This window comes from Nostoc sp. JL34 (genome assembly GCF_017114945.1).
Classification (GTDB): Bacteria; Cyanobacteriota; Cyanobacteriia; order Cyanobacteriales; family Nostocaceae; genus Nostoc.
Window position 1 is genome coordinate 153,955 of the sequence record NZ_JABXKQ010000124.1, and the last position, 19,328, is coordinate 173,282.

Below are 19,328 nucleotides of genomic sequence, written 5' to 3' on the forward strand. Positions count from 1 at the left end.
GCAAACATAAAGCTACCATCTGAAATAGGCAAAAAGCTTACTACATAGGTGTTTTTTCTTTTGACTTGTTGTACTAGTAGCCACTGACATCAACCAATCGATATCCTTCACCAACCAGTTTGTCAAAAGTTGCTTGATACTGGGCTGAGGTCAATCCATGTCGTGCTTGCCAAGCTGGACTGTCAGATTTCTCCCAAATCGCGGCGTATCGGTTTTGCCCGTTGACATTATAACCACTGACATCAGCCAACCGATATCCTTCACCAACTAGTTTGTCAAAAGTCGCTTGATACTGGGCTGAGGTCAATCCATGTCGTGCTTGCCAAGCTGGGCCGCCAGACTTCACCCAAATAGCAGCGTATCGGCCTTGTCCGTTGACATCATAACCACTGACATCAGCCAACCGATATCCTTCACCAACCAGTTTGTCAAAAGTCGCTTGATACTGGGCTGAGGTCAATCCATGTCGCGCCTGCCAAGCTGGGCCGTCTGACTTCTCCCAAATAGCAGCGTATCGATCTTGTCCGTTCACGCTGTAACCACTAACGTGAACTAATCGATATCCCTGACCAACCAGTTTGTCAAAAGTAGCTTGATACTGGGCCGAGGTCAATCCATGTCGTGCTTGCCAAGCTGGGCCGCCAGACTTCACCCAAATAGCAGCGTATCGGCCTTGTCCGTTGACATCATAACCACTGACATCAGCCAACCGATATCCTTCACCAACCAGTTTGTCAAAAGTCGCTTGATACTGGGCTGAGGTCAATCCATGTCGTGCTTGCCAAGCTGGGCCGCCAGACTTCACCCAAATAGCGGCGTATCGGTTTTGTCCGTTAGCGATTGCTTGTATTGTGCCATGAGGAATTTTCTGTAACTGGATGACATTTTGAGCAAGTACCTTTGTGTTTGTTTCGGTATTGTTGACATTACTAGCAAAGTTGCTGGGAGCAGCAAAAGCGGAACTGACTAAAGTTGAAAGCAAGACTGCACTAGAGGCAGTAAATGTTAAAGAGCGCATGAACATATTAGTAAAATAAAACTGTGAAAATGTATTGGGTTTTTGGCTGTACTAACTAAATAGGTTGGCATTTGTTTTTTTATGCAATACCCAGGTAGTAGTGCTGACAATTGTGGATACCCTTGATTTACAGACGATTCCGGAATTCAGAATACTGGTATTTTGTTTAGATATGTCAGGTATAAATATACTAATAGAAATTGGTCTATAATACTTAGTATATGAAGATTACTTATATAAGAAAAAACTATTTAGAGGTGTTGAACAGGGAATGATTTATTGTCAGAAAGCGCTGTATGTAAAATGTTAGGTCTAGCGATGGATGGGAGGATTGGGATTAAATTAAGTAATCTGGAAAAGTCCGTAGTGTTTGCCCAAAGTACCTCTGCTAATGGCAAACTAATTAGCCAAACCCGATTTTTATGTGAAGTACATTGACTCGACGACGGTCAGTCGCGGCTATCTAAACCAAGTCTGCCAAAGCAGGCTCGATCATCTTTAAATTGTATTCGCTAGATATTTTGTATAATTCTAATGACCCAGATTAAGCCTGAAGTAAAGCGCACAGAAGAATTGCGCCAGTTATTGCAACAAGCAAGCTACGCTTATTACGTTCTAGATGCTCCAATTATGGAGGATGCAGTCTATGACCAGCTATATCGAGAATTACAACAACTAGAAATTCAATATCCAGAGTTGACAGCACCCGATAGTCCGACTCAGCGCGTGGGTGAGAGACCAGCAACGCAGTTTACCTCGGTGCGGCATAATATCCCCCTATACAGTCTGGAGAATGCGTTTAATATCGATGAGTTGAAAGGGTGGGATCAGCGCTGGCGGCGACAAGTACCGAAAATAGATTCAGTGGAATATGTCACTGAACTTAAAATTGATGGTTCTGCTCTGGCTCTCACCTACCAGAATGGCGTTCTAGTTAGGGGGACAACTAGGGGTGATGGGGTGACGGGTGAAGATATCACCCAAAATGTGCGGACAATTCGCTCAATTCCCTTACGTTTGAATTTTGAAGGCTTAGAAATTCTGGAAAGGGTGGAAGTGCGAGGCGAGGCGTTTTTGCCTTTGGAAGTATTTAAACAAATCAACGAGGAAAGGCAAAAAGCAGGTGAGCAATTATTTGCCAATCCCCGCAATGCCGCAGCTGGTACACTCAGGCAATTAGACTCCCGCATTGTCGCTAAACGGCGGTTAGATTTCTTTGGCTACACGCTGCACATTCCTGGTAGAGATGACACCAGTATTGCCAATACTCAATGGGAAGCGTTGGAGTTATTAGAAAAGATGGGTTTTCGAGTCAACCCCAACCACAAACTGTGTGCCTCGATCGCAGAAGTGGCAAAATATTATGAATACTGGGACACAGAACGGCTGAATTTACCCTACATGACTGATGGGGTAGTGGTGAAGCTGAATTCTTTTAAACTTCAGGAACAGCTAGGGTTTACCCAGAAATTCCCCCGTTGGGCGATCGCTTTGAAGTATCCAGCCGAAGAAGCACCCACCCGTGTGGAAAATATTGCTGTGAATGTGGGGAGAACGGGGGCGTTAACACCGTTAGCCGAGATGCGCCCGGTGCAACTGGCGGGAACAACAGTTTCCCGCGCCACTTTACATAATAGCGATCGCATTACTCAATTAGACATCCGCATTGGTGATACTGTGATTGTCCGCAAAGCTGGAGAAATCATTCCAGAAGTGGTAAGGGTAATCAAAGAACTCCGTCCCGCTGACACCGAACCCTTCGTTATGCCTACCCATTGCCCAGTCTGCGGCCAATTGGTGGTGCGAGAATCAGGTGAGGCGGTGACTCGCTGCGTCAATGCTTCCTGTGCGGCGATTCTCAAAGGTTCCATTGAACATTGGGTAAGTCGTGATGCCTTAGATATTAAAGGCATGGGAGAAAAGCTGGTATATCAACTCGTTGATAAAGGTTTAGTGCATTCCGTTGCCGATTTATATGAGTTGACAGCAGAGAAATTATCTGCATTGGAAAGGATGGGGAAAAAGTCGGCAGAGAAGTTGATAGATGCGATCGCTCAATCAAAAAATCAACCTTGGTCAAGGGTATTGTATGGTTTAGGCATCCGTCACGTTGGCAATGTAAATGCTCAATTATTGACTCAGAAATATTTCACTGTAGAGCAGTTAGCGACAGCAAAGCAATCAGATATTGAAGGAATTTACGGTATTGGTGCTGAAATTGCCCAATCTGTGTACCAGTGGTTTCGGATTGACGCCAACCAAAGGTTAATAGAACGCCTACAAGCAGAAGGATTGCAATTAACTGCTGCTGAAGAAACAAAAATAGTTGGTGATGGTAATCAAAAGTTTGCAGGTAAAACTTTTGTAATTACGGGAACATTGCCAACCTTAAAGCGGGATAAAGCGAAGGCTTTAATTCAAAAAGCTGGTGGAAAAGTGACTGATTCAATAAGTAAAAAAACAGATTATTTAGTTTTAGGAGAAGATGCCGGTTCTAAGTTAGAAAAAGCAATTTCATTGGGAATTACGCAGCTAACTGAGGCGCAATTATTAGAGATGCTTGAAGATTAAAACAAGTTATCCCTGATGCAAATAGTTTAGAATTTCTATAGCACAATACAGTTCAGATAATCCCAAAACCCTGATGTAGAGACGCGATTTATCGCGTCTTCAAAGACCAATCATCTACTAAAACGGGGGTAAGTCATTTGGGTCAATACCCTGTGATTGCAAATAAGCAATCAGTCGTTCTTTTTGCTGACGTTCTTGTTCGGCGCGTTGGCGTTCTTGTTCAATCTGTTCTACAGCCCACGGTAACAAATTACCATCTCGATCCCACCAGCGCAACCAATACCCAGTGCGACCTTCTTTTGTTCCTTGCCAAGTTCCTAAAAATAAGCCCATTACATCAATCCAATGACGACCATTTTCGTCAGGTTGCTTTAACTCATAGCGTTTATTTTCCAGTTCATAATATTCTAATAAGCCGCCATAAGGTTCAAAAATCACGTAGATGGGAATCTGCAAAATTTGTTCGTATAAAAACCATTTTCCTGGTGGATAAGTTCGCTTGACTGAATATTCTCCACCCTCAGTATCGGATAAAAATTCGATAGCGATCGCCGGAATATCTCCTTCTAAATTGGGTGTATAACTTTTGCGGTTAGCCACCACTTCATTAACCGACGGCACATAAACCCAGTCTGGTACTTTGGCAATAAATTGCTCGTTGATAGTGGCACAAAGACCAAAGTTTGAAGCTATCAATATCTGGGGTTGGATGAATCCAATGATTTCTAAGCTTTCACGCAAAGCACCAGCCAAAAGTGGCTGACCGGTATTCTCCACTGGTTCATCCTCTAGTTGAAAATCTTTGGGCAAAGCTTCCCAAGAGATTACCAGTTCTGTTGGTGATTTGGCTTGGCTGAGTTGGGTTGCCATAAACACAGCATGAATTTATTCTCGATCTTATCGCAGGCGATACTAAGAGCAAAAAAAGGGGCAGAAAACCCGCCCCTCTATTTAACCAGGAAACTGAAAATTATCTAAAGCAGAACTTTAGCTAAAATCGGTTCCACACTCTTAGAAATCTCTGGGACATACACCTGTGAAACGTAGTCGGCAATCATCCTGTCGGTGTTGAATAACGGCGCATTTGTCTTAATGGACGTTTTCATCATTTGCACCCAACGGTGGGGAATGCCTTGGGCATCTTGGTCATAGTATAAAGGAACGATTTCTTCTTCTAACAGCTGATAAAGCGATCGCGAATCAATCCGATCTTGCAATTCTTGATCGCTAGTATTAGCATCTTCACCAATTGCCCAACCGTTAATTCCTTTACCATCTGGCCCTGTTTGGTAGCCTTCGCACCACCAGCCATCCAAAACGCTGCAATTAAGACCGCCGTTAAAACAGACTTTTTGCCCACTCGTACCAGATGCTTCCAAAGGACGACGGGGATTATTTAACCAAACATCCACACCTTGCACCAATTTTTGACCAGTGTAAATGTCATAATCTTCAATAAAGGCGACTCGGTTGATAATCCCGGAATTGTGACACCACTCCATCAAGCGTTGGATAATCCGCTTACCTTCTTCATCGGCTGGGTGCGCTTTCCCGGCAAAGATAATTTGTACTGGACGTTGAGCATTACCAAAAATCTTCAGTGCGCGTTGGGCATCACGCAAAATCAGATCCCCGCGTTTATAAGGGCTGAAGCGTCTGGCAAATCCAATTGTCAATACGTTGGGATCGAGTAGTTTTTCTGTTGCTTGAATGAGTTCATGATTTTCGCCACGCAACTCCCGTGATTTCTTCACCTTATAACGGGTGAAGGCAATCAATCTTTCTTTGAGGATGAGATGCCGCGACCACAGTTCCTCGTCGGGAATCTCGTCAACTTTAGCCCACATCTTGGGATCGACGGCGCGATTTTTCCAGTCTTCTCCCAAATATTCGTTATATAAATCACCTAACAGGGGTGCAGTCCAAGTGGGTGCATGAACGCCATTGGTAATGTAACCAATTGGTACTTTGTCTTCTGATCGCTGCGGATAGAGAACTGTCCACATTTTACGGGAAACTTGACCGTGTAATTCACTCACACCATTACAAGCACGCGACATCCGCAATGCTAAAACGGTCATCCCAAAGGGTTCCCAAGGATCGCCCAATCGTCTTGCACCGAGTGCCAAGAATTGCTCGCGGGAAAGTCGCAATTGCGGCCAATAGCTGGCAAAGAAGGAATCGATTAAATCGGGTGAGAAGACATCATGACCGGCGGGAACGGGGGTATGGGTGGTAAATACACAACTGTTCCGCACCTTGGCTTCGATGTCATAGAAGGATTTACCAGTCCGCTCAATTTCTACCCGCGCAACTTCTAAGGTGCAGAATGCAGCGTGTCCTTCGTTGAGGTGATAGACAGAAGGTTCAATTCCCAAGGCGTGTAGGGCGCGAACACCACCAATTCCCAAAACGACTTCTTGGGCGATGCGGGTTTCCAAGTTACCGCCATATAGGTGTCCTGTTAGCCAGCGGTCAATGGGATCGTTATCATTGCGATCGCTATCTAATAAATATAATGTGACTCGCCCAACTTGCACTTGCCAGATTTGCACTTTCACAACCCGTTGGCGAACTTGTAACTCGATAGTCACCGATTCCCCTTGCTCATTTTTAATCAACTCCAGGGGCATGTGGCCAAAGGGGTTGTCAATATAATAATCTTCTTGCCAACCTTGGCGGTTCAAGCGTTGCCGAAAATAACCTTGGCGATATAACAAGCCAACACCAACCAACGGCACACCTAAATCTGATGATGATTTCAGATGATCCCCGGCGAGAATTCCCAAGCCGCCAGAGTAGACGGGTAGAGATTCATGGATGCCAAATTCGGCGCAAAAGTAAGCAATGGGGCGAGATGCAGATACTTGCGGTGCAACTCGACTGACCCAAGTATCTTGCTGGTTGATGTATTGGTCAAACTCACGCGCGAGGGCGGATATCTGCTTTAGGTAAAATGGGTCTTCTGCTAATTGCGTCAGACGCTCATAACTTGCCGACTCTAAAATCGCTACTGGGTTATGTCCACAGCGTTCCCATTCTTGGGGATCAATTGTTTGGAATAAGGAGATGCGATCGCCACTCCAACTCCACCAGTAGTTATAAGCCAAATCTGCCAAACGCTTGAGCGGTAAAGGTAACTTTTCACTCAAGTGTCGTGCTGGGGTGATTGCACTGCTATTAGCCATACTAAATCTATGTCCTCGCGCTTAACTTTTTCTCTATGTATCGGGAACTGGGGAAGAAGCAAGGGAGCTGGGAGCAAGGGAGAAGAGTTTTCCCTTTTGCACCCCGCCCCGATGCCTCTTTTCCATGCCCAGTCCCTTTTATGGCGTTGCATATTTGCGGAATGATTTTGCTAGTTTTGTGGGATGGGCATCTTGCCCGTCCCTTGTATTTCAGGATGGGCGAGACGCCATTAGTGTCAACTTAAGGTTAAAACCCATTTGTCAACGATAGGTTTTGTTAGGAAGGAAGTATAAAGGTGAACTTTTTTCTGACTTTTATACGCAAGCTGGGAGTGATGCTAATAAACAAAGCATTAATAGTCCATGAAAAAGTTCGTTTTTTGTCCCTTGAAAACCGAATTTTTAAGCCTAAATGCTTATTGACATAGGAAGTTTGAGCTTAACTTGACACCAATGGCGAGACGCCCACCCTACAAGAATCATCCCTTGATTCAGCAACGCCTCTTTTATTTACTCTTCAGGTTTATAACACCGGAGCCTTCACTTGCTGAATTCTCCCCTGAAGTTGGAACAGTTTCTCGACATCAAACCTTATCCAAGTAAATGGTTTTTATTGTTTTCATCTTCTAAAAATTATCTCTACTTTTGGACAGATTTTATATTTTTTTCTATCAAATTCGTTGACGTTATTTTACTTTTTTTGTTTTATTGTTAATATTTATTCAAACATTAACAATCAGCAACCAAAATTATTTATATATCTTGATAATAGTCACTTTGAACTACAGCTATTTACATCAGAATAAGGCTTTTTATCAGATAACCACAGCCATAGTGCGTTATCCACGATAAAACTTATATCTGTTAACGAATAATTAAGGATGAATTATATAAGTGGCAAAATGTGCATCCTAATATTTAGTTTCTGGAAAAGCTCTTAATTGCCCACGATGAATTAGAATAAATCTGAAATATATCAAAATATTAAGATAATTCAGATAAGAATTTTGTTTTGTTAACAAAAACAATGCAGTTGAATCGAAGTAATTTCCTCAGATTTCTGATCCAGTCAGAGCCAGGAAAACCAGCAATATCCAACGGCTTACGAGCTGCGTTAGCGTTGGGAGTTCCCATGCTAATTGGGCAACTCATTAACCAAAGAGAAAGCGGACTATTGGTTGGTTTAATGGCTCACTTTGTCAACTTAGCGAATGTTGGTGGCCCTTACCAAATCAAAGCTAAGGCGATGGCACAGGCTACTTTGGGAATAGCTGTTTCAGTATTTGTGGGTACTCTAGTCGCTCAAGTTCCGGTACTAGCTGTAGTGCTGACATTACTCTGGGGACTTGCTTCCGGTTTTGCGTCACTGTACGGTAATGCTGGTGCCAATGTCGGTTTGGTGGTAGGGATATCATTTATTACCACGATCGCACAGCCAGGAAACTTGGAAGTTGCACTCGTGCGATCGCTACTATGCCTAATTGCTGGTGGATGGGCAATGTTACTCTCCTTAGTAATGTGGCCTTTTAGACCTTACGATCTAATACGGCTAGCTTTGGCTGACTGTTTCAGTGCAATCGCCAACTACATTCAGGCATTTGTAGGTAAAGTAGCAACAACTGAAAATATTCTCGAAATTAGAAAAGCGTTAGAGACAGCACGCACTACTTTAGGTACATTACGGATTGGACAGTCGTCTCGGAGTTGGGTGAATGAGCCATTTTTGCTGCTAATTCAGGATGGCGATCGCTTGCTTGGTTTAGTTATTGCCTTAACAGAATTACTAGAAACTAACTTCCAACAACAGCAATATCATACAGTCCAGCAATTAGTAGACGATGCACTCGCAGAAATATCAGTCATTCTTCAAGCCATAGCAAAAGTCATATCTCGGAAGCCTGCTAGCATCGACTTGGGAAATCTCAAGCGCATCTATGAAGCCCTGAAAGAACAAGAAAGTCTGCAAAGAAAAGCAATTGCTGGGAGTGAAACCGACTACACAACCCTGGTTGCTCTCAGTAACCTGGTGCTGATGATCGAAAAACTGATCAAGCAATTGCAATACACGGCTCAGACAGCTAAATCTCTGGCAGATCGTAGCAAAATGAGTCAACGAGATATAGATAGACTTCTTTTATTTGAAGATGAACAGCGATCGCTCTTAAGTTTACTTAAAGAAAACCTCACCTTAGACTCAGCAATCTTTCGCCATGCTCTCCGCATTGGTGTGAGTCTAACTGTAGGCGTGATCTTATACAGCGTTACAAATTTACCAATGGGCTATTGGGTAACACTGACAATTATATTAGTCCTGAAACCAAACTTGGGTGCAACTTTCAAACGGTTTTTCCAGCGAGTTGGCGGGACAATCTTAGGAGCTGTCTTAGCTGCTATCTTACTTGCAACCATCACGAGTAAGCCTGTATTAGACATCATCATTCTGCTAACAGTATTTTTTGGCGTTTCCCTGATCGGTTTCAACTATGGGTACTCAGTGATTTTCTTCTCAATCTTTGTCTTACTGATTATCGATATTGGTCATCCCATTAGTTGGCAACTTGCTGGTTTTCGGGTGTTGAATACATTAATAGGGGCGGGACTCGCTTTTGCGAGTCATTACTTTTTATGGCCAAATTGGGAACGCGATCGTTTACCCAGTCAACTCGCCACGGCGCTACGAGAATGTCACAAATACTTTTGGAATGTGATGGCTGTTTACCAAGGTACAAAGGAGCGGGACTCTACTATTATCAGTCAACGGCGACAAACTGGGCTGGCAATTGGTAATGCCCAGGCTTCCTTCCAAGGATTGCTGCGCGAACCCCAAATGTACAAAGAATTAGTAGAACCAGTGATGACGCTGCTGCTGTATATGGGACGTTTTACTAACGCCGTAACAGTATTGGCAGTACATCTGGAACATTTTCGAGGAACAGCGCCACTCCCGGAATTAGAAACCTTTGTCCGCCAAATTTCGCTAGTGTTAGAGCAGTTAGCTGATTCAGTACAGCAGCAAATTACCCCACCGCCCTTACCTGACTTGGAAGAAATGCTGCAAAAAATTCAACCGCACCTGCAAGCACTGCGTACAGCCAGGATAGAAGAACTAGCTGTCAATCAAGGACATACACCGATTCGTCAGGCAGTCATTGATTACAGCATATTAGATTTGGAAATTGACCAGATAGTTCGGCGGTTGACTGCTATGCACTCAGCGATAGTACGGTTAATATTAGCTAATTAAATTTCAATATTTCTTTGTTTCCAGTAATTCGGTTTGCGCTTACTATGTGCGATGCCTAATGGCAAGTCGCAAAGCGTCTACGCAATAACCCAAATAACTTCTTCAAGCACCGGATAAAAAATCAGATAGGGAAAAAAACGTTGAATAGCATAACGACGTATTCCCCCAATCTTGTGTGGGGTTCCTAAATTGGGGTTTTGCTGAATTTTAAGAATAACTTTTTCCACTTCAGACAGTAAATCTAGTCCCAAGCCTACTTTTTGAGCTTCATAGTAAGCTATTGCAGCGTCAAGCTCCTTTCGAGCTTCGGTGTGGATAACAATAAACTTCACGAGTACTTTTCTCGCAACTCAGAAAAAACTTGAGATGATGGTTCTCCAATAGCTGTTTTGCGATTAATATCCTCCAATCGTTGGGTTAATTCCGTATCCCAAGCAGTTTCTAGATTATCATCTATACCCTCATCTAGAGAATGAATTAGAAAGTAGGCAATTTCAGCACGTTCTTTTGCAGAAAGCTGAGATAGTTCGAGTTTAAGTTTTTCCGCAGTTTCACTCATGCTTTGGAGTCTCCCCAACAATTCTAATTATAGGCTCAACTATCGGCTCGGAACTGCTTTACAGGTAAATTGCGATCACAGCCAAAAACCCAAATAACCTTAAAATGCGATCGCCTCTTTGCCCAAACCCCGTTGAGGGCGATCGCACTTTGTCACAAATGCTCACACTAGACGACACCAGTACCCACCAGCTAAAGCCCGGCTCAGTTAACGAAGTGAAATAACTGCTGGCGCGACAGATAGCGGTAGTGGCGAATATGTTGGACGGCATCAAATCAAAGAAACCATTAATAGCACAACTACCTCACAATGCTTGAGGCTGCATAAAAAAAAGTCCGCTTTCGCGGACTTTGGACATTGGATAAGGTTAAGTTGTCACCAAGAGTGTCTACAAGATGTTAGACTCAATATTCATTCTTTCTTAGTAAACATTAAAAATCAAGTTTGTCAGACCAAATATTAGGACATAACTCCTTAATTTAAGTCTTTTTTTTATATTATCTAAAAATAGATTCTACGGAATAAAAATTCTGTATATATCCGATAAAAAGCTCTTTTTGATCAGATTTTTAGTAAAATATCGCTGTGATATAATTTGGAAAAAGTAATTTATATTACTAGCTAATCAGACATAATTAAGAGATTTATGTCTCAAAAAATAAAAGTGTGTAGGTTGGGTTGAGGAACGAAACCCAACATATTGTAGGTTTTGTTGGGTTGAACAAAGTAAAACCCAACAAAACCTACAAATATTCTTAACCGAACCTTATTGCAACCATATTCCTCTGTCTAAAAATATCAACAATACTTAATAATCCTATGCTCCCATGCATGAAGTGTTGGGTTTTAGTGATAAATAGAGTGTATTGATTATTGTCAACCTAATTTCGGAATCACGCTCAGGGAGCGCCCTCACTTTTTTGCTATAACTTCAAAAACATAGTCATGCATCCACTTTGACTAAATCCACATCCGCAAGCCAGATAATTCTACTTTGAGCTAATGCTTTTTCTTCTAAGGTAGGAGAACACCACTCTACGGCATAAAGCCAATTGTTTTTTAGGCTAAAAACACCTTGAATAATCCGATGTGCTGGTTTTTCACCAAAATCAACTTCCACCACATCACCCAATTTAAAAATTGGAGTCGAAACCGGAGCTTTTTTTAGCAAACTTGTTCCATAAAATTCTTCTCGAGGCAAGTAGAGTGTTTCACTTTGGCAAACAATCGCATAAATCCACTCTTGTTTCTCCCAGTAAACACCGCAGCAGTAGCCTGACAAATTCGAGCTTGATAAAAAGACTTTCTCGAGCATTTGAATTGCTAGTGGAGGCATGGCTTGACCCCACGGAGCAGAAGTATGCCAACATGCTTCTAAAGCAGAAATTTTGTTAATCATCATGCAAGCAGTCCTTTTCTTCCTTTTCTATAAATAAACTTGCTTGCACCAGTGTGATCCGGATGTAATCTCAATTAGTATTGATGAGTTATGAACAAGTTATAAAAATTCTACTTGATGGCAGGTAGTCCGTCCTTATGGTATGGATAGAAAGAACTGCATATATGGAGAAGGCAGACCCAGAGTCCTATATAGATGGTTTTTAAGAGACTTTTTCCGAGCTAATTTTGAGTGAATTTGGATGACTTCTTACGTTTCAGGGCTGAAGATGCGCCGAGAATGCTGAGGGCGAATAGGCTAAGGATGGAGGTCGGTTCAGGAACGGTGATTATGGTTGCAGTAAAACTAATGGGTAACTCACTATCTTCTGAACCCAAATTTTCAAACCCTGGTATAATTGGCGGTGCAGAAAAAACCTCTAAATAACCCGGTGTCGGCAAAAAACTCGCGAAAAACGGACTAGAGTAGTTTCCCGCTGAAGTGGAATACCCAAAACCGTCACCCGTTAACTGTTGAGCATCAAGACTGATGAAATTGTCAACATCAAAAGGTTCATTTCCCGGTATTGGAGTCCCAGCTGCTTGCAGACCAGTAATCGTTTCACCATTTCGTGTACCAGTAATTCCAGAAATCGTGTAAAAACCTAAATTGTTAGGAGTGTCATTAGTGGTGAAAGTACCATTTGCCTCTATGCCAGTACCAGAATAATTCCAGTTCCAATTTAAGGCAGAGGCGGCTTGCATTGTCTGGAACAACAATCCAGATGTGGTGATCAGAACTGTGGCAGATACTAGAGCTATATTTTTCATGCGGGTCGTGAATGCAAACGCGGATCTTATCGGTTGAGTCAAGCTACAGCGTAACCCAAAACCAATGGCATTTTAACATCAAAGATATCTAGAGAACTGTTTTGCTATCTGGACTGGAGGCGGCGGAAAGAACCGAGTTGGAATGACCGATGAGAGTGCGGATTTCCTCTCTTCTGCTGTGGCTAGATTCCACAATTTAATAGTATTGTCAGCATTACCACTGACAATACTATTAAACTGTATCCTGTGTGAAAGAAAAGCGATCGCTATCCCCAAAAAAAACTTAACATTAACCTTAGAAGTGTTAATTTTTCATAAGACAAACTCATGGGTTACTACATCGCTCCCCGCTTTTTGGACAAACTCGCTGTCCACATCACCAAAAATTTTCTGAAGCTTCCTGGCGTGCGAGTTCCTGTGATTTTGGGTATTCATGGACGCAAAGGAGAAGGCAAAACATTTCAATGTCAATTAGTCTTCGAGAAAATGGGGATCGAGGTGACTCACGTATCTGGCGGCGAATTGGAAAGTCCAGATGCAGGAGATCCAGCGCGGTTGATTCGGCTGCGTTATCGGGAAACAGCGGAACTGATCAAGGTACGCGGCAAAATGTGTGTATTGATGATTAACGATTTAGATGCGGGTGCTGGACGCTTTGATGAAGGCACTCAATATACTGTAAACACGCAGTTGGTGAATGCCACGCTGATGAATATTGCTGATAATCCCACAGATGTGCAGTTGCCGGGAAGCTATGATTCCACACCTTTACATCGTGTGCCAATTATTGTCACAGGTAATGATTTTTCTACCCTCTATGCACCGTTAATTCGGGATGGACGGATGGAGAAATTCTACTGGGAACCAGATAGAGATGACAAGGTGGGAATTGTCAAGGGGATTTTTGAACCGGATGGATTGTCACAGAAGGAAGTTGAACAGCTAGTTGATACTTTTGTCAATCAGTCCATTGACTTTTTTAGCGCTTTGCGATCGCGTATTTATGACGAACAAATCCGCAACTACATCCATAAAGTAGGTTTTGAGCAGATATCCTTGAATGTGGTTAACAGCACTCAAGGGCCACCAGAATTTAAAAAGCCAGATTTCAGGCTGTCTCACTTAATCGAGTCTGGTAACTTCCTGGTTGGCGAACAAAAACGGGTGGAAAATTCCCATTTGGTTGATGATTACAACCGACTAAATCGAGGTAGAAATTCTCAATCTGCACCACCTACTGCTGGAACACCAATTAGTCAGCCGTCAAATGGCGCAACCAAAGAAGTAAAAACTAATCAATTCCAGAAACAGCAAGCATCAAGTGCCCATTTAACTTTAGAGACACAAGAACAGATTCGGCAATTATTGTCTCAAGGTTACAAAATTAGTATTGAACACGTAGATGAGCGCCGCTTCCGCACAGGTTCTTGGCAAACTTGTGTTCATAGCCACATCGATGCTGAGTCTGATGCCATCTCAAATTTAGAGGCAACTTTGTCAGAATATAGCGGTGAATATGTGCGCTTAGTAGGTATCGATCCTAAAGCCAAGCGGCGGGTGGTGGAGACAATTATTCAGCGTCCAAATGGAAACAATTAGGGGCAGATGCAGCAGAATCCGGGAGTTAGGAATCAGAAGTGAAATTGACGGTGAGAAACTGCATCTACACAGACAAAACTCGCTAGCGCGAGTTAAAAAAGCTTGATTTTCTATTAGCCCACGAAAGTGGGCTTTGTTTATGTGCCCGTCATATCATGTTCGGGTAAAGACTTATCATTTAGACCACAGGGGTGCAGAGGGCAGGGAGCAGTGAGAAAGAGGTTTTCCTGATTTTTGCACGGATGCGGTAATCATAAGTAATTAACCGGACTTGATATCAATTCTGCGAATTCTATTCACTAAGGCTTTTGTTAACTACTTAAACAACTGAAAATAATTTACTTCCTCAATTTGATAGCTGAATTTTTCCCTTTTAACTACAAGTATTTGCTGAAGCCGAGGTCACTGTTCTTAAATCACCAGTGAATATAACTGTGTATGGATAAGGTGATGAACCAGAGCAACTCATGGAATTTGTATTAGCGCGACGGGGAGTCCACCATGACTTTGCTTGCACAGTCAAATTTGCACCATTCCATGATAGGTTGTTAACAACTAAAGAGTTGGTTTGTCCATTATCTGCCTTTTTTGCAGATAAAAATGTGGCATAAGAAACCTCGCCGTTAGCTGGATTAATCCGGGCTATAACTGCGACTTTTGGCCCGCCTCCGCTACCATAGCTAGTCAACCAACGTCCACTAGCAAAGCGGCGAAAATCATTACCCGTCTGACTGCCAGTGGAAGAGTAAATGCCATATAAAACATCACTTCCATTCCAATACAATCCGTAACCTGTACCATCGTCATTTGTTGTTTCGTAATCAGTTCGACACCATGTTTTTATCCCATTATTGAAGCGGATAGTTACAGGGTTTTTGTTATTTGAGAGTTGCTGATAACCAATGTAAAAGCTTGTTGATCCATTAACTACTCTGGGCCCATTTTTAGCTTTGATTGTCGCTTCACTATCATTGCAACTGAATGTCACAGCATTTTTGATAGATGAATTTACTGTTTCGGCTAAAGCTGGAGGAGCTTTTTGTGTGAGGACTAAATCAGCTACTAATATTACAGACAAGGAAAAACCTGCAAAATACTTCTGTAATTTGCGAGAATAAATCATGGTATAAACCTGCCGAGTCAAGTGGAACGGAAAACACCGTACCACTATAAACTCTAATCAGTATTTAGACAAGTAAAATTATTTAAGTTCCCATTTTGCAGTATTTTCAACATGGTAAAAAATGAAAATATACTACAAAGTGCATAACCTAATATGCATGAAAATGCCTGATATTAGCTGTATATAATTGTTACTTATCAAAGAGGATCAGTAAATAGAAGAAATTGTCATGGGTTACGCCTTACTATAGGCGATCGCAGCAGTCAAAATAATGGTTTTAATGAACGATGTAGCGTTTGTTCATGCTCCATATCCCTTGGGAAAAGCTTTCTTACCGTTTGCTTCGTGCTTCCGGTAGTACTTTCTTAGGCGATTTTAGCATTTTCATCTGATACTTCCCCTGCAACAGCTTTCAGACGGCTCAATCTGCTTTTGCGAACACGTTCACTATCACGAACGCCACCCGCCATTTCGTATTCGCTGCTGTCTTTGCCATATTTAAAAGCAACTCCTCTTACCATCTTATCTGTAAGATTACTTAAGGTTTTTTCCATTGCATCAATTTTAGTTTTGGAAGAGTCAATTACAGTTAAAGCAGTGTTATAAGCATCAAGCATAGTTCGTAACTGCTCAATTGATTTAGTCAGGTTTTGTAAATCGCAATCATCACCAAAATTCATATTTAAATCAATTGCTTTTAGCCCAGCCGATCTCAATTCAGCTTTTTCGAGAATACGGGATGTACGTTTTTTACGGGACATAGATATATTCCTTAGAGAGAGTTATAGAGCTAGTTTGCCTTAGTAAAGCTGTTTTTTGGTTCAGTAAAATTAGTGAATAGTTATGTTTATTAAAAAATACAAGCAAGTCTGAGTGATTTTTCTTAATTTTTAGTTTTTACCTGTTTTTCTTCACAATTGCTTTAATGTTGATGAGGAATGTTGCAATGTTTATGAGGAATGTTGCAATGTTTATGAGAAATGTTTCAATGTTGATGAGGAATATTTCAATGTTGATGAGGAATGTTGCAATGTTTATGAAGAATGTTGCAATGTTGATGAGGAATGTTTCAATGTTGATGAGGAATGTTTCAATGTTGATGAGGAATGCTGCAATGTTGACGATGAGAATAAAGGCTTATATATAGTAGTCCTATTTGAGTTGTGAAAAGACAAGGTGCAGACAAGAGGCTCAGAAGTTGTTTGAAAAGTTGTAAAGTATACTCAAAACCCCTCTTCATTCCTCTCTCCGTTTCGGGGAGAGGCTTTGAAACCCCCATTCCCTTGTAGGGAAGGGGGGCTGGGGGGTTAGGTTTTCCAGGCTTAGATGTTACCAAAAAAACTTTTCAAACATCCTTTCAGAACAACTGGTTACAGGTAGGCAAACTGACGCCACAGTGTACTAAACTTAATTTTGAATTTTCTAATTTTTATGCAACCCCGACAAAGCATCATTGAAATATTTTCAACTTTTGTGCAATTTACTGGCGATCGCTTTAGTCGTTGGGCGATAGAATCAAGTTTGCGTCGTAGTATCCAAAGTTGTCTAAACCATACGCCACAAGAAACTTCTGAATATTTTTGGACACTTTATTGGTATAAATTTTGGCAGCTTCCCGAAACTGAGTCACTAGCTAGGCAACATCTCATGGCTTATTTGCAAGAACCTTGTTATTGGGTATCCCAAAAGACGGTTGCTAGTTTTGCCAGTACTCAGTATAAACTGTCAGACTGTTTTCAGATTGCGATCGCTCAAGTTGATAAAGTCCTCAAAGGTTTTAACCCCAATCAAGGTTTTACCTTAAAAAGCTACGCCAACGCCATCTTTAGCAGTACTATCCGCGAAACTTTGCGCCAAAAAAGGGAAGTTGATATTTGTACAGATTGGGGACTATTACGGAAAATCACTAAAAAGCTTTTGGTGGAGTCTTTGCAAAATGCTGGCTTATCCCCAGAGAATATTAATGCTTATATCTTTGCTTGGAACTGTTTCACAACCCTATATCTTCCTAAGAAAACTGGTGCTTCTCGCCAACTTTCTCGACCTGACGATAAAATTTGGGAAGCGATCGCTAAAGCTTATAATTCACAAAGTAGTCAGCAAGTCAATGCCCAAATTCTAGAAAAATGGCTGGTAAATGCTGCTAAATCTGTACGCAAGTATTGTTATCCCACCCCAGAGTCTCTCAATACCCCCAAAGGTGGCGATGATTCCTGGGAGTGGCTGGATAATCTCACGGGAAGTCAACAAGAATCCCTAATCAATGAAATTGTTGCCCAAGAAGAAGAACAAACTAGAATCTCTCAGCAAACTGAGATTAAGAAAGTTTTAGTCGTAGCGATCGCTCAACTTGAACCGCAATTACAAGAGATTGTACAACTTTACTATGGTCAAGAACTAACTCAAGACAAAATTGCTAAACAATTACAAATGCAGCAGTATACTGTCTCGCGGCGACTAAAAAAAGCGCAGGAAGTTTTGTTGCGGTCTTTAGCTAACTGGAGTCAAGATAATTTGCATATTTCTGTTACTTCAGACCTACTCAAAACTATAAATACAGTCATGGAGGAATGGCTGAGAAATTATTACTAATCCCCAAAACCAGAATAACCACCATGACTGCTGACACCAGTATATTTACTTTTGCTAACCCAACTGACCTGATTTTAGAAATCCCCACCGCCACCCAAAATCAGGCGGATGTTTACAGTCAATCTTTTTCTAACCCCACTTCTGGCTATCAAGGTTATATTAATGAACTTTGCCTAAGTGCTGTTTTGCTATGGTTACAAGAGGATGTCACACCGCAAGCAAAAGTCTGGCCAACTACGACTGTTTTATCCAGTTTTTGGGAACTAGTAAATGGAACCGCAATCACCTCAGAGGCGACTCGATTTATCTTGATTCCCAGTGAAACAATTGATTTAAGTGAATTGCGAGTACCGCAAGAATGGGTGGATATTCCTAGTTGGGTAGGTGATTATTACTTAGCTGTGCAGGTAGAACCAGATGAAGGCTATGTGAGAGTTTGGGGTTATTGCACCCATGCACAACTCAAATCTCAGGGTAGTTATGATGCAAGCGATCGCACTTATGCTCTTGATGCTGCCGACATCATTAATGATATCAGCGTTTTAGCGGTGGCGCAGCAACTTTGCCCAGAAGAATCAACACGTAGCGCGATTGAAGAGATTCTTCCCATACCGCAACTACAAGCACAAAACTTAATTACCCGTCTGGGAAATCCAGAAATACTTATACCGAGACTAGCTATCCCTTTTCAATTATGGGGAGGGTTAATTGAACATGGCGGTTGGCGAAAAAGCTTATATCAACGACGCTTGGGACTACCAGAACAGTGGTCGGTTCTGCAATGGTTGCAAGGGGGTGTTGACCAAGTTGCGGAAGCTGTCGGTTGGGGAAGCTTTGATTTCCAACTGAGTGCGGCTGGGGCGCGGGGTGTTGACCAAAGGCAACCAGAATCTATTTTATCTCGCCAACTAGCAATCGCAGGTCAAATCTATGAATTGCTGATTTTACCACAACGCGAATCAGACACAACAGTTTGGCGCTTTGAGTTACGTAACCTGATTGTGGGGGCAGCCATTCCTGGTGGTTTTAAACTCCGACTCCTCACAGAAGATTTACAGCCCTTTGCCAACAACGAAGATATAGCTATAACTGCCGTAGAACTACTTTATGTAGAAGTTGCGCTACTGCCAGGAGAAGGCATAGTCTGGGAAATAGAACCTCTTCCCGATAATTATGACCGAGAAATCCTCAGATTTTAAGCTCTTGTTTGGCTTTTTTATAGATAA

The 19,328-nt window shown here is 42.1% G+C and carries 15 protein-coding genes; 5 read left to right on the forward strand and 10 right to left on the reverse strand.

Annotation, left to right across the window (positions count from 1 at the left end; all coding sequences use genetic code 11):
* Window positions 1–73: 73 nt before the first annotated feature.
* A complete protein-coding gene (locus HWQ44_RS22220; protein WP_292723117.1) occupies window positions 74–1,024 on the reverse strand; it encodes a hypothetical protein in 951 nt (316 codons plus the stop codon).
* A gap of 528 nt (window positions 1,025–1,552) precedes the next feature.
* Between HWQ44_RS22220 and ligA the strand changes: the two genes are divergently transcribed.
* Window positions 1,553–3,589, forward strand: a complete 2,037-nt coding sequence (ligA, locus tag HWQ44_RS22225) for an NAD-dependent DNA ligase LigA (RefSeq protein ID WP_292723119.1) — start codon at window positions 1,553–1,555, stop codon at window positions 3,587–3,589.
* 117 nt (window positions 3,590–3,706) lie between these two features.
* Here the strand turns inward: ligA and HWQ44_RS22230 are convergent, their stop codons facing one another.
* Both HWQ44_RS22230 and glgP read right to left on the reverse strand, forming a co-directional pair.
* Complete coding sequence (locus HWQ44_RS22230; protein WP_292723122.1) at window positions 3,707–4,459, reverse strand: Uma2 family endonuclease; 753 nt, start codon at window positions 4,457–4,459, stop codon at window positions 3,707–3,709.
* Between the two features lie 104 nt (window positions 4,460–4,563).
* The gene (gene glgP, locus HWQ44_RS22235) at window positions 4,564–6,777 is read right to left on the reverse strand and encodes an alpha-glucan family phosphorylase (protein ID WP_292723125.1); all 2,214 of its coding nucleotides are present in this window, start codon (window positions 6,775–6,777) and stop codon (window positions 4,564–4,566) included.
* Window positions 6,778–7,804: 1,027 nt separating this feature from the next.
* Here glgP and HWQ44_RS22240 point away from each other — a divergent pair.
* A complete protein-coding gene (locus HWQ44_RS22240; RefSeq protein ID WP_292723127.1) occupies window positions 7,805–10,021 on the forward strand; it encodes an FUSC family protein in 2,217 nt (738 codons plus the stop codon).
* 77 nt (window positions 10,022–10,098) lie between these two features.
* Here HWQ44_RS22240 and HWQ44_RS22245 read toward each other — a convergent pair whose 3' ends face one another.
* The 5 genes from HWQ44_RS22245 to HWQ44_RS22265 form a co-directional block, all read right to left on the reverse strand.
* Complete coding sequence (locus HWQ44_RS22245) at window positions 10,099–10,353, reverse strand: type II toxin-antitoxin system RelE/ParE family toxin (protein WP_292723129.1); 255 nt, start codon at window positions 10,351–10,353, stop codon at window positions 10,099–10,101.
* On the reverse strand, window positions 10,350–10,580 hold the full coding sequence (locus tag HWQ44_RS22250) for an addiction module protein (protein ID WP_292723131.1): 231 nt from the start codon (window positions 10,578–10,580) through the stop codon (window positions 10,350–10,352). Before HWQ44_RS22250 ends, HWQ44_RS22245 begins: the two co-directional genes overlap by 4 nt.
* 58 nt (window positions 10,581–10,638) lie before the next feature.
* Window positions 10,639–10,851, reverse strand: a complete 213-nt coding sequence (locus HWQ44_RS22255) for a hypothetical protein (RefSeq protein WP_292723133.1) — start codon at window positions 10,849–10,851, stop codon at window positions 10,639–10,641.
* Between the two features lie 672 nt (window positions 10,852–11,523).
* Window positions 11,524–11,982 (reverse strand): DUF1392 domain-containing protein, encoded by a 459-nt coding sequence (locus tag HWQ44_RS22260; RefSeq protein ID WP_292723135.1) that lies wholly within the window; start codon window positions 11,980–11,982, stop codon window positions 11,524–11,526.
* Window positions 11,983–12,200: 218 nt separating this feature from the next.
* Window positions 12,201–12,788 (reverse strand): PEP-CTERM sorting domain-containing protein, encoded by a 588-nt coding sequence (locus tag HWQ44_RS22265; RefSeq protein WP_292723138.1) that lies wholly within the window; start codon window positions 12,786–12,788, stop codon window positions 12,201–12,203.
* A gap of 327 nt (window positions 12,789–13,115) precedes the next feature.
* On the opposite strand from HWQ44_RS22265, the gene HWQ44_RS22275 reads away from it, so the two are divergent.
* A complete protein-coding gene (locus HWQ44_RS22275) occupies window positions 13,116–14,387 on the forward strand; it encodes a ribulose bisphosphate carboxylase small subunit (protein ID WP_292723141.1) in 1,272 nt (423 codons plus the stop codon).
* A gap of 373 nt (window positions 14,388–14,760) precedes the next feature.
* Here the strand turns inward: HWQ44_RS22275 and HWQ44_RS22280 are convergent, their stop codons facing one another.
* Together HWQ44_RS22280 and HWQ44_RS22285 are read right to left on the reverse strand one after the other, a co-directional pair.
* Window positions 14,761–15,510 (reverse strand): hypothetical protein, encoded by a 750-nt coding sequence (locus HWQ44_RS22280; RefSeq protein WP_292723142.1) that lies wholly within the window; start codon window positions 15,508–15,510, stop codon window positions 14,761–14,763.
* Window positions 15,511–15,875: 365 nt separating this feature from the next.
* Entirely contained in the window at window positions 15,876–16,271 is a 396-nt protein-coding gene (locus HWQ44_RS22285; RefSeq protein ID WP_292723144.1) for a hypothetical protein, read from the reverse strand.
* A 670-nt stretch (window positions 16,272–16,941) separates the two neighbouring features.
* On the opposite strand from HWQ44_RS22285, the gene HWQ44_RS22290 reads away from it, so the two are divergent.
* Window positions 16,942–18,102, forward strand: a complete 1,161-nt coding sequence (locus HWQ44_RS22290) for a sigma-70 family RNA polymerase sigma factor (protein ID WP_292723146.1) — start codon at window positions 16,942–16,944, stop codon at window positions 18,100–18,102.
* Window positions 18,103–18,125: 23 nt separating this feature from the next.
* Complete coding sequence (locus tag HWQ44_RS22295; RefSeq protein WP_292723149.1) at window positions 18,126–19,301, forward strand: DUF1822 family protein; 1,176 nt, start codon at window positions 18,126–18,128, stop codon at window positions 19,299–19,301.
* The last annotated feature ends 27 nt before the right edge of the window (window positions 19,302–19,328 follow it).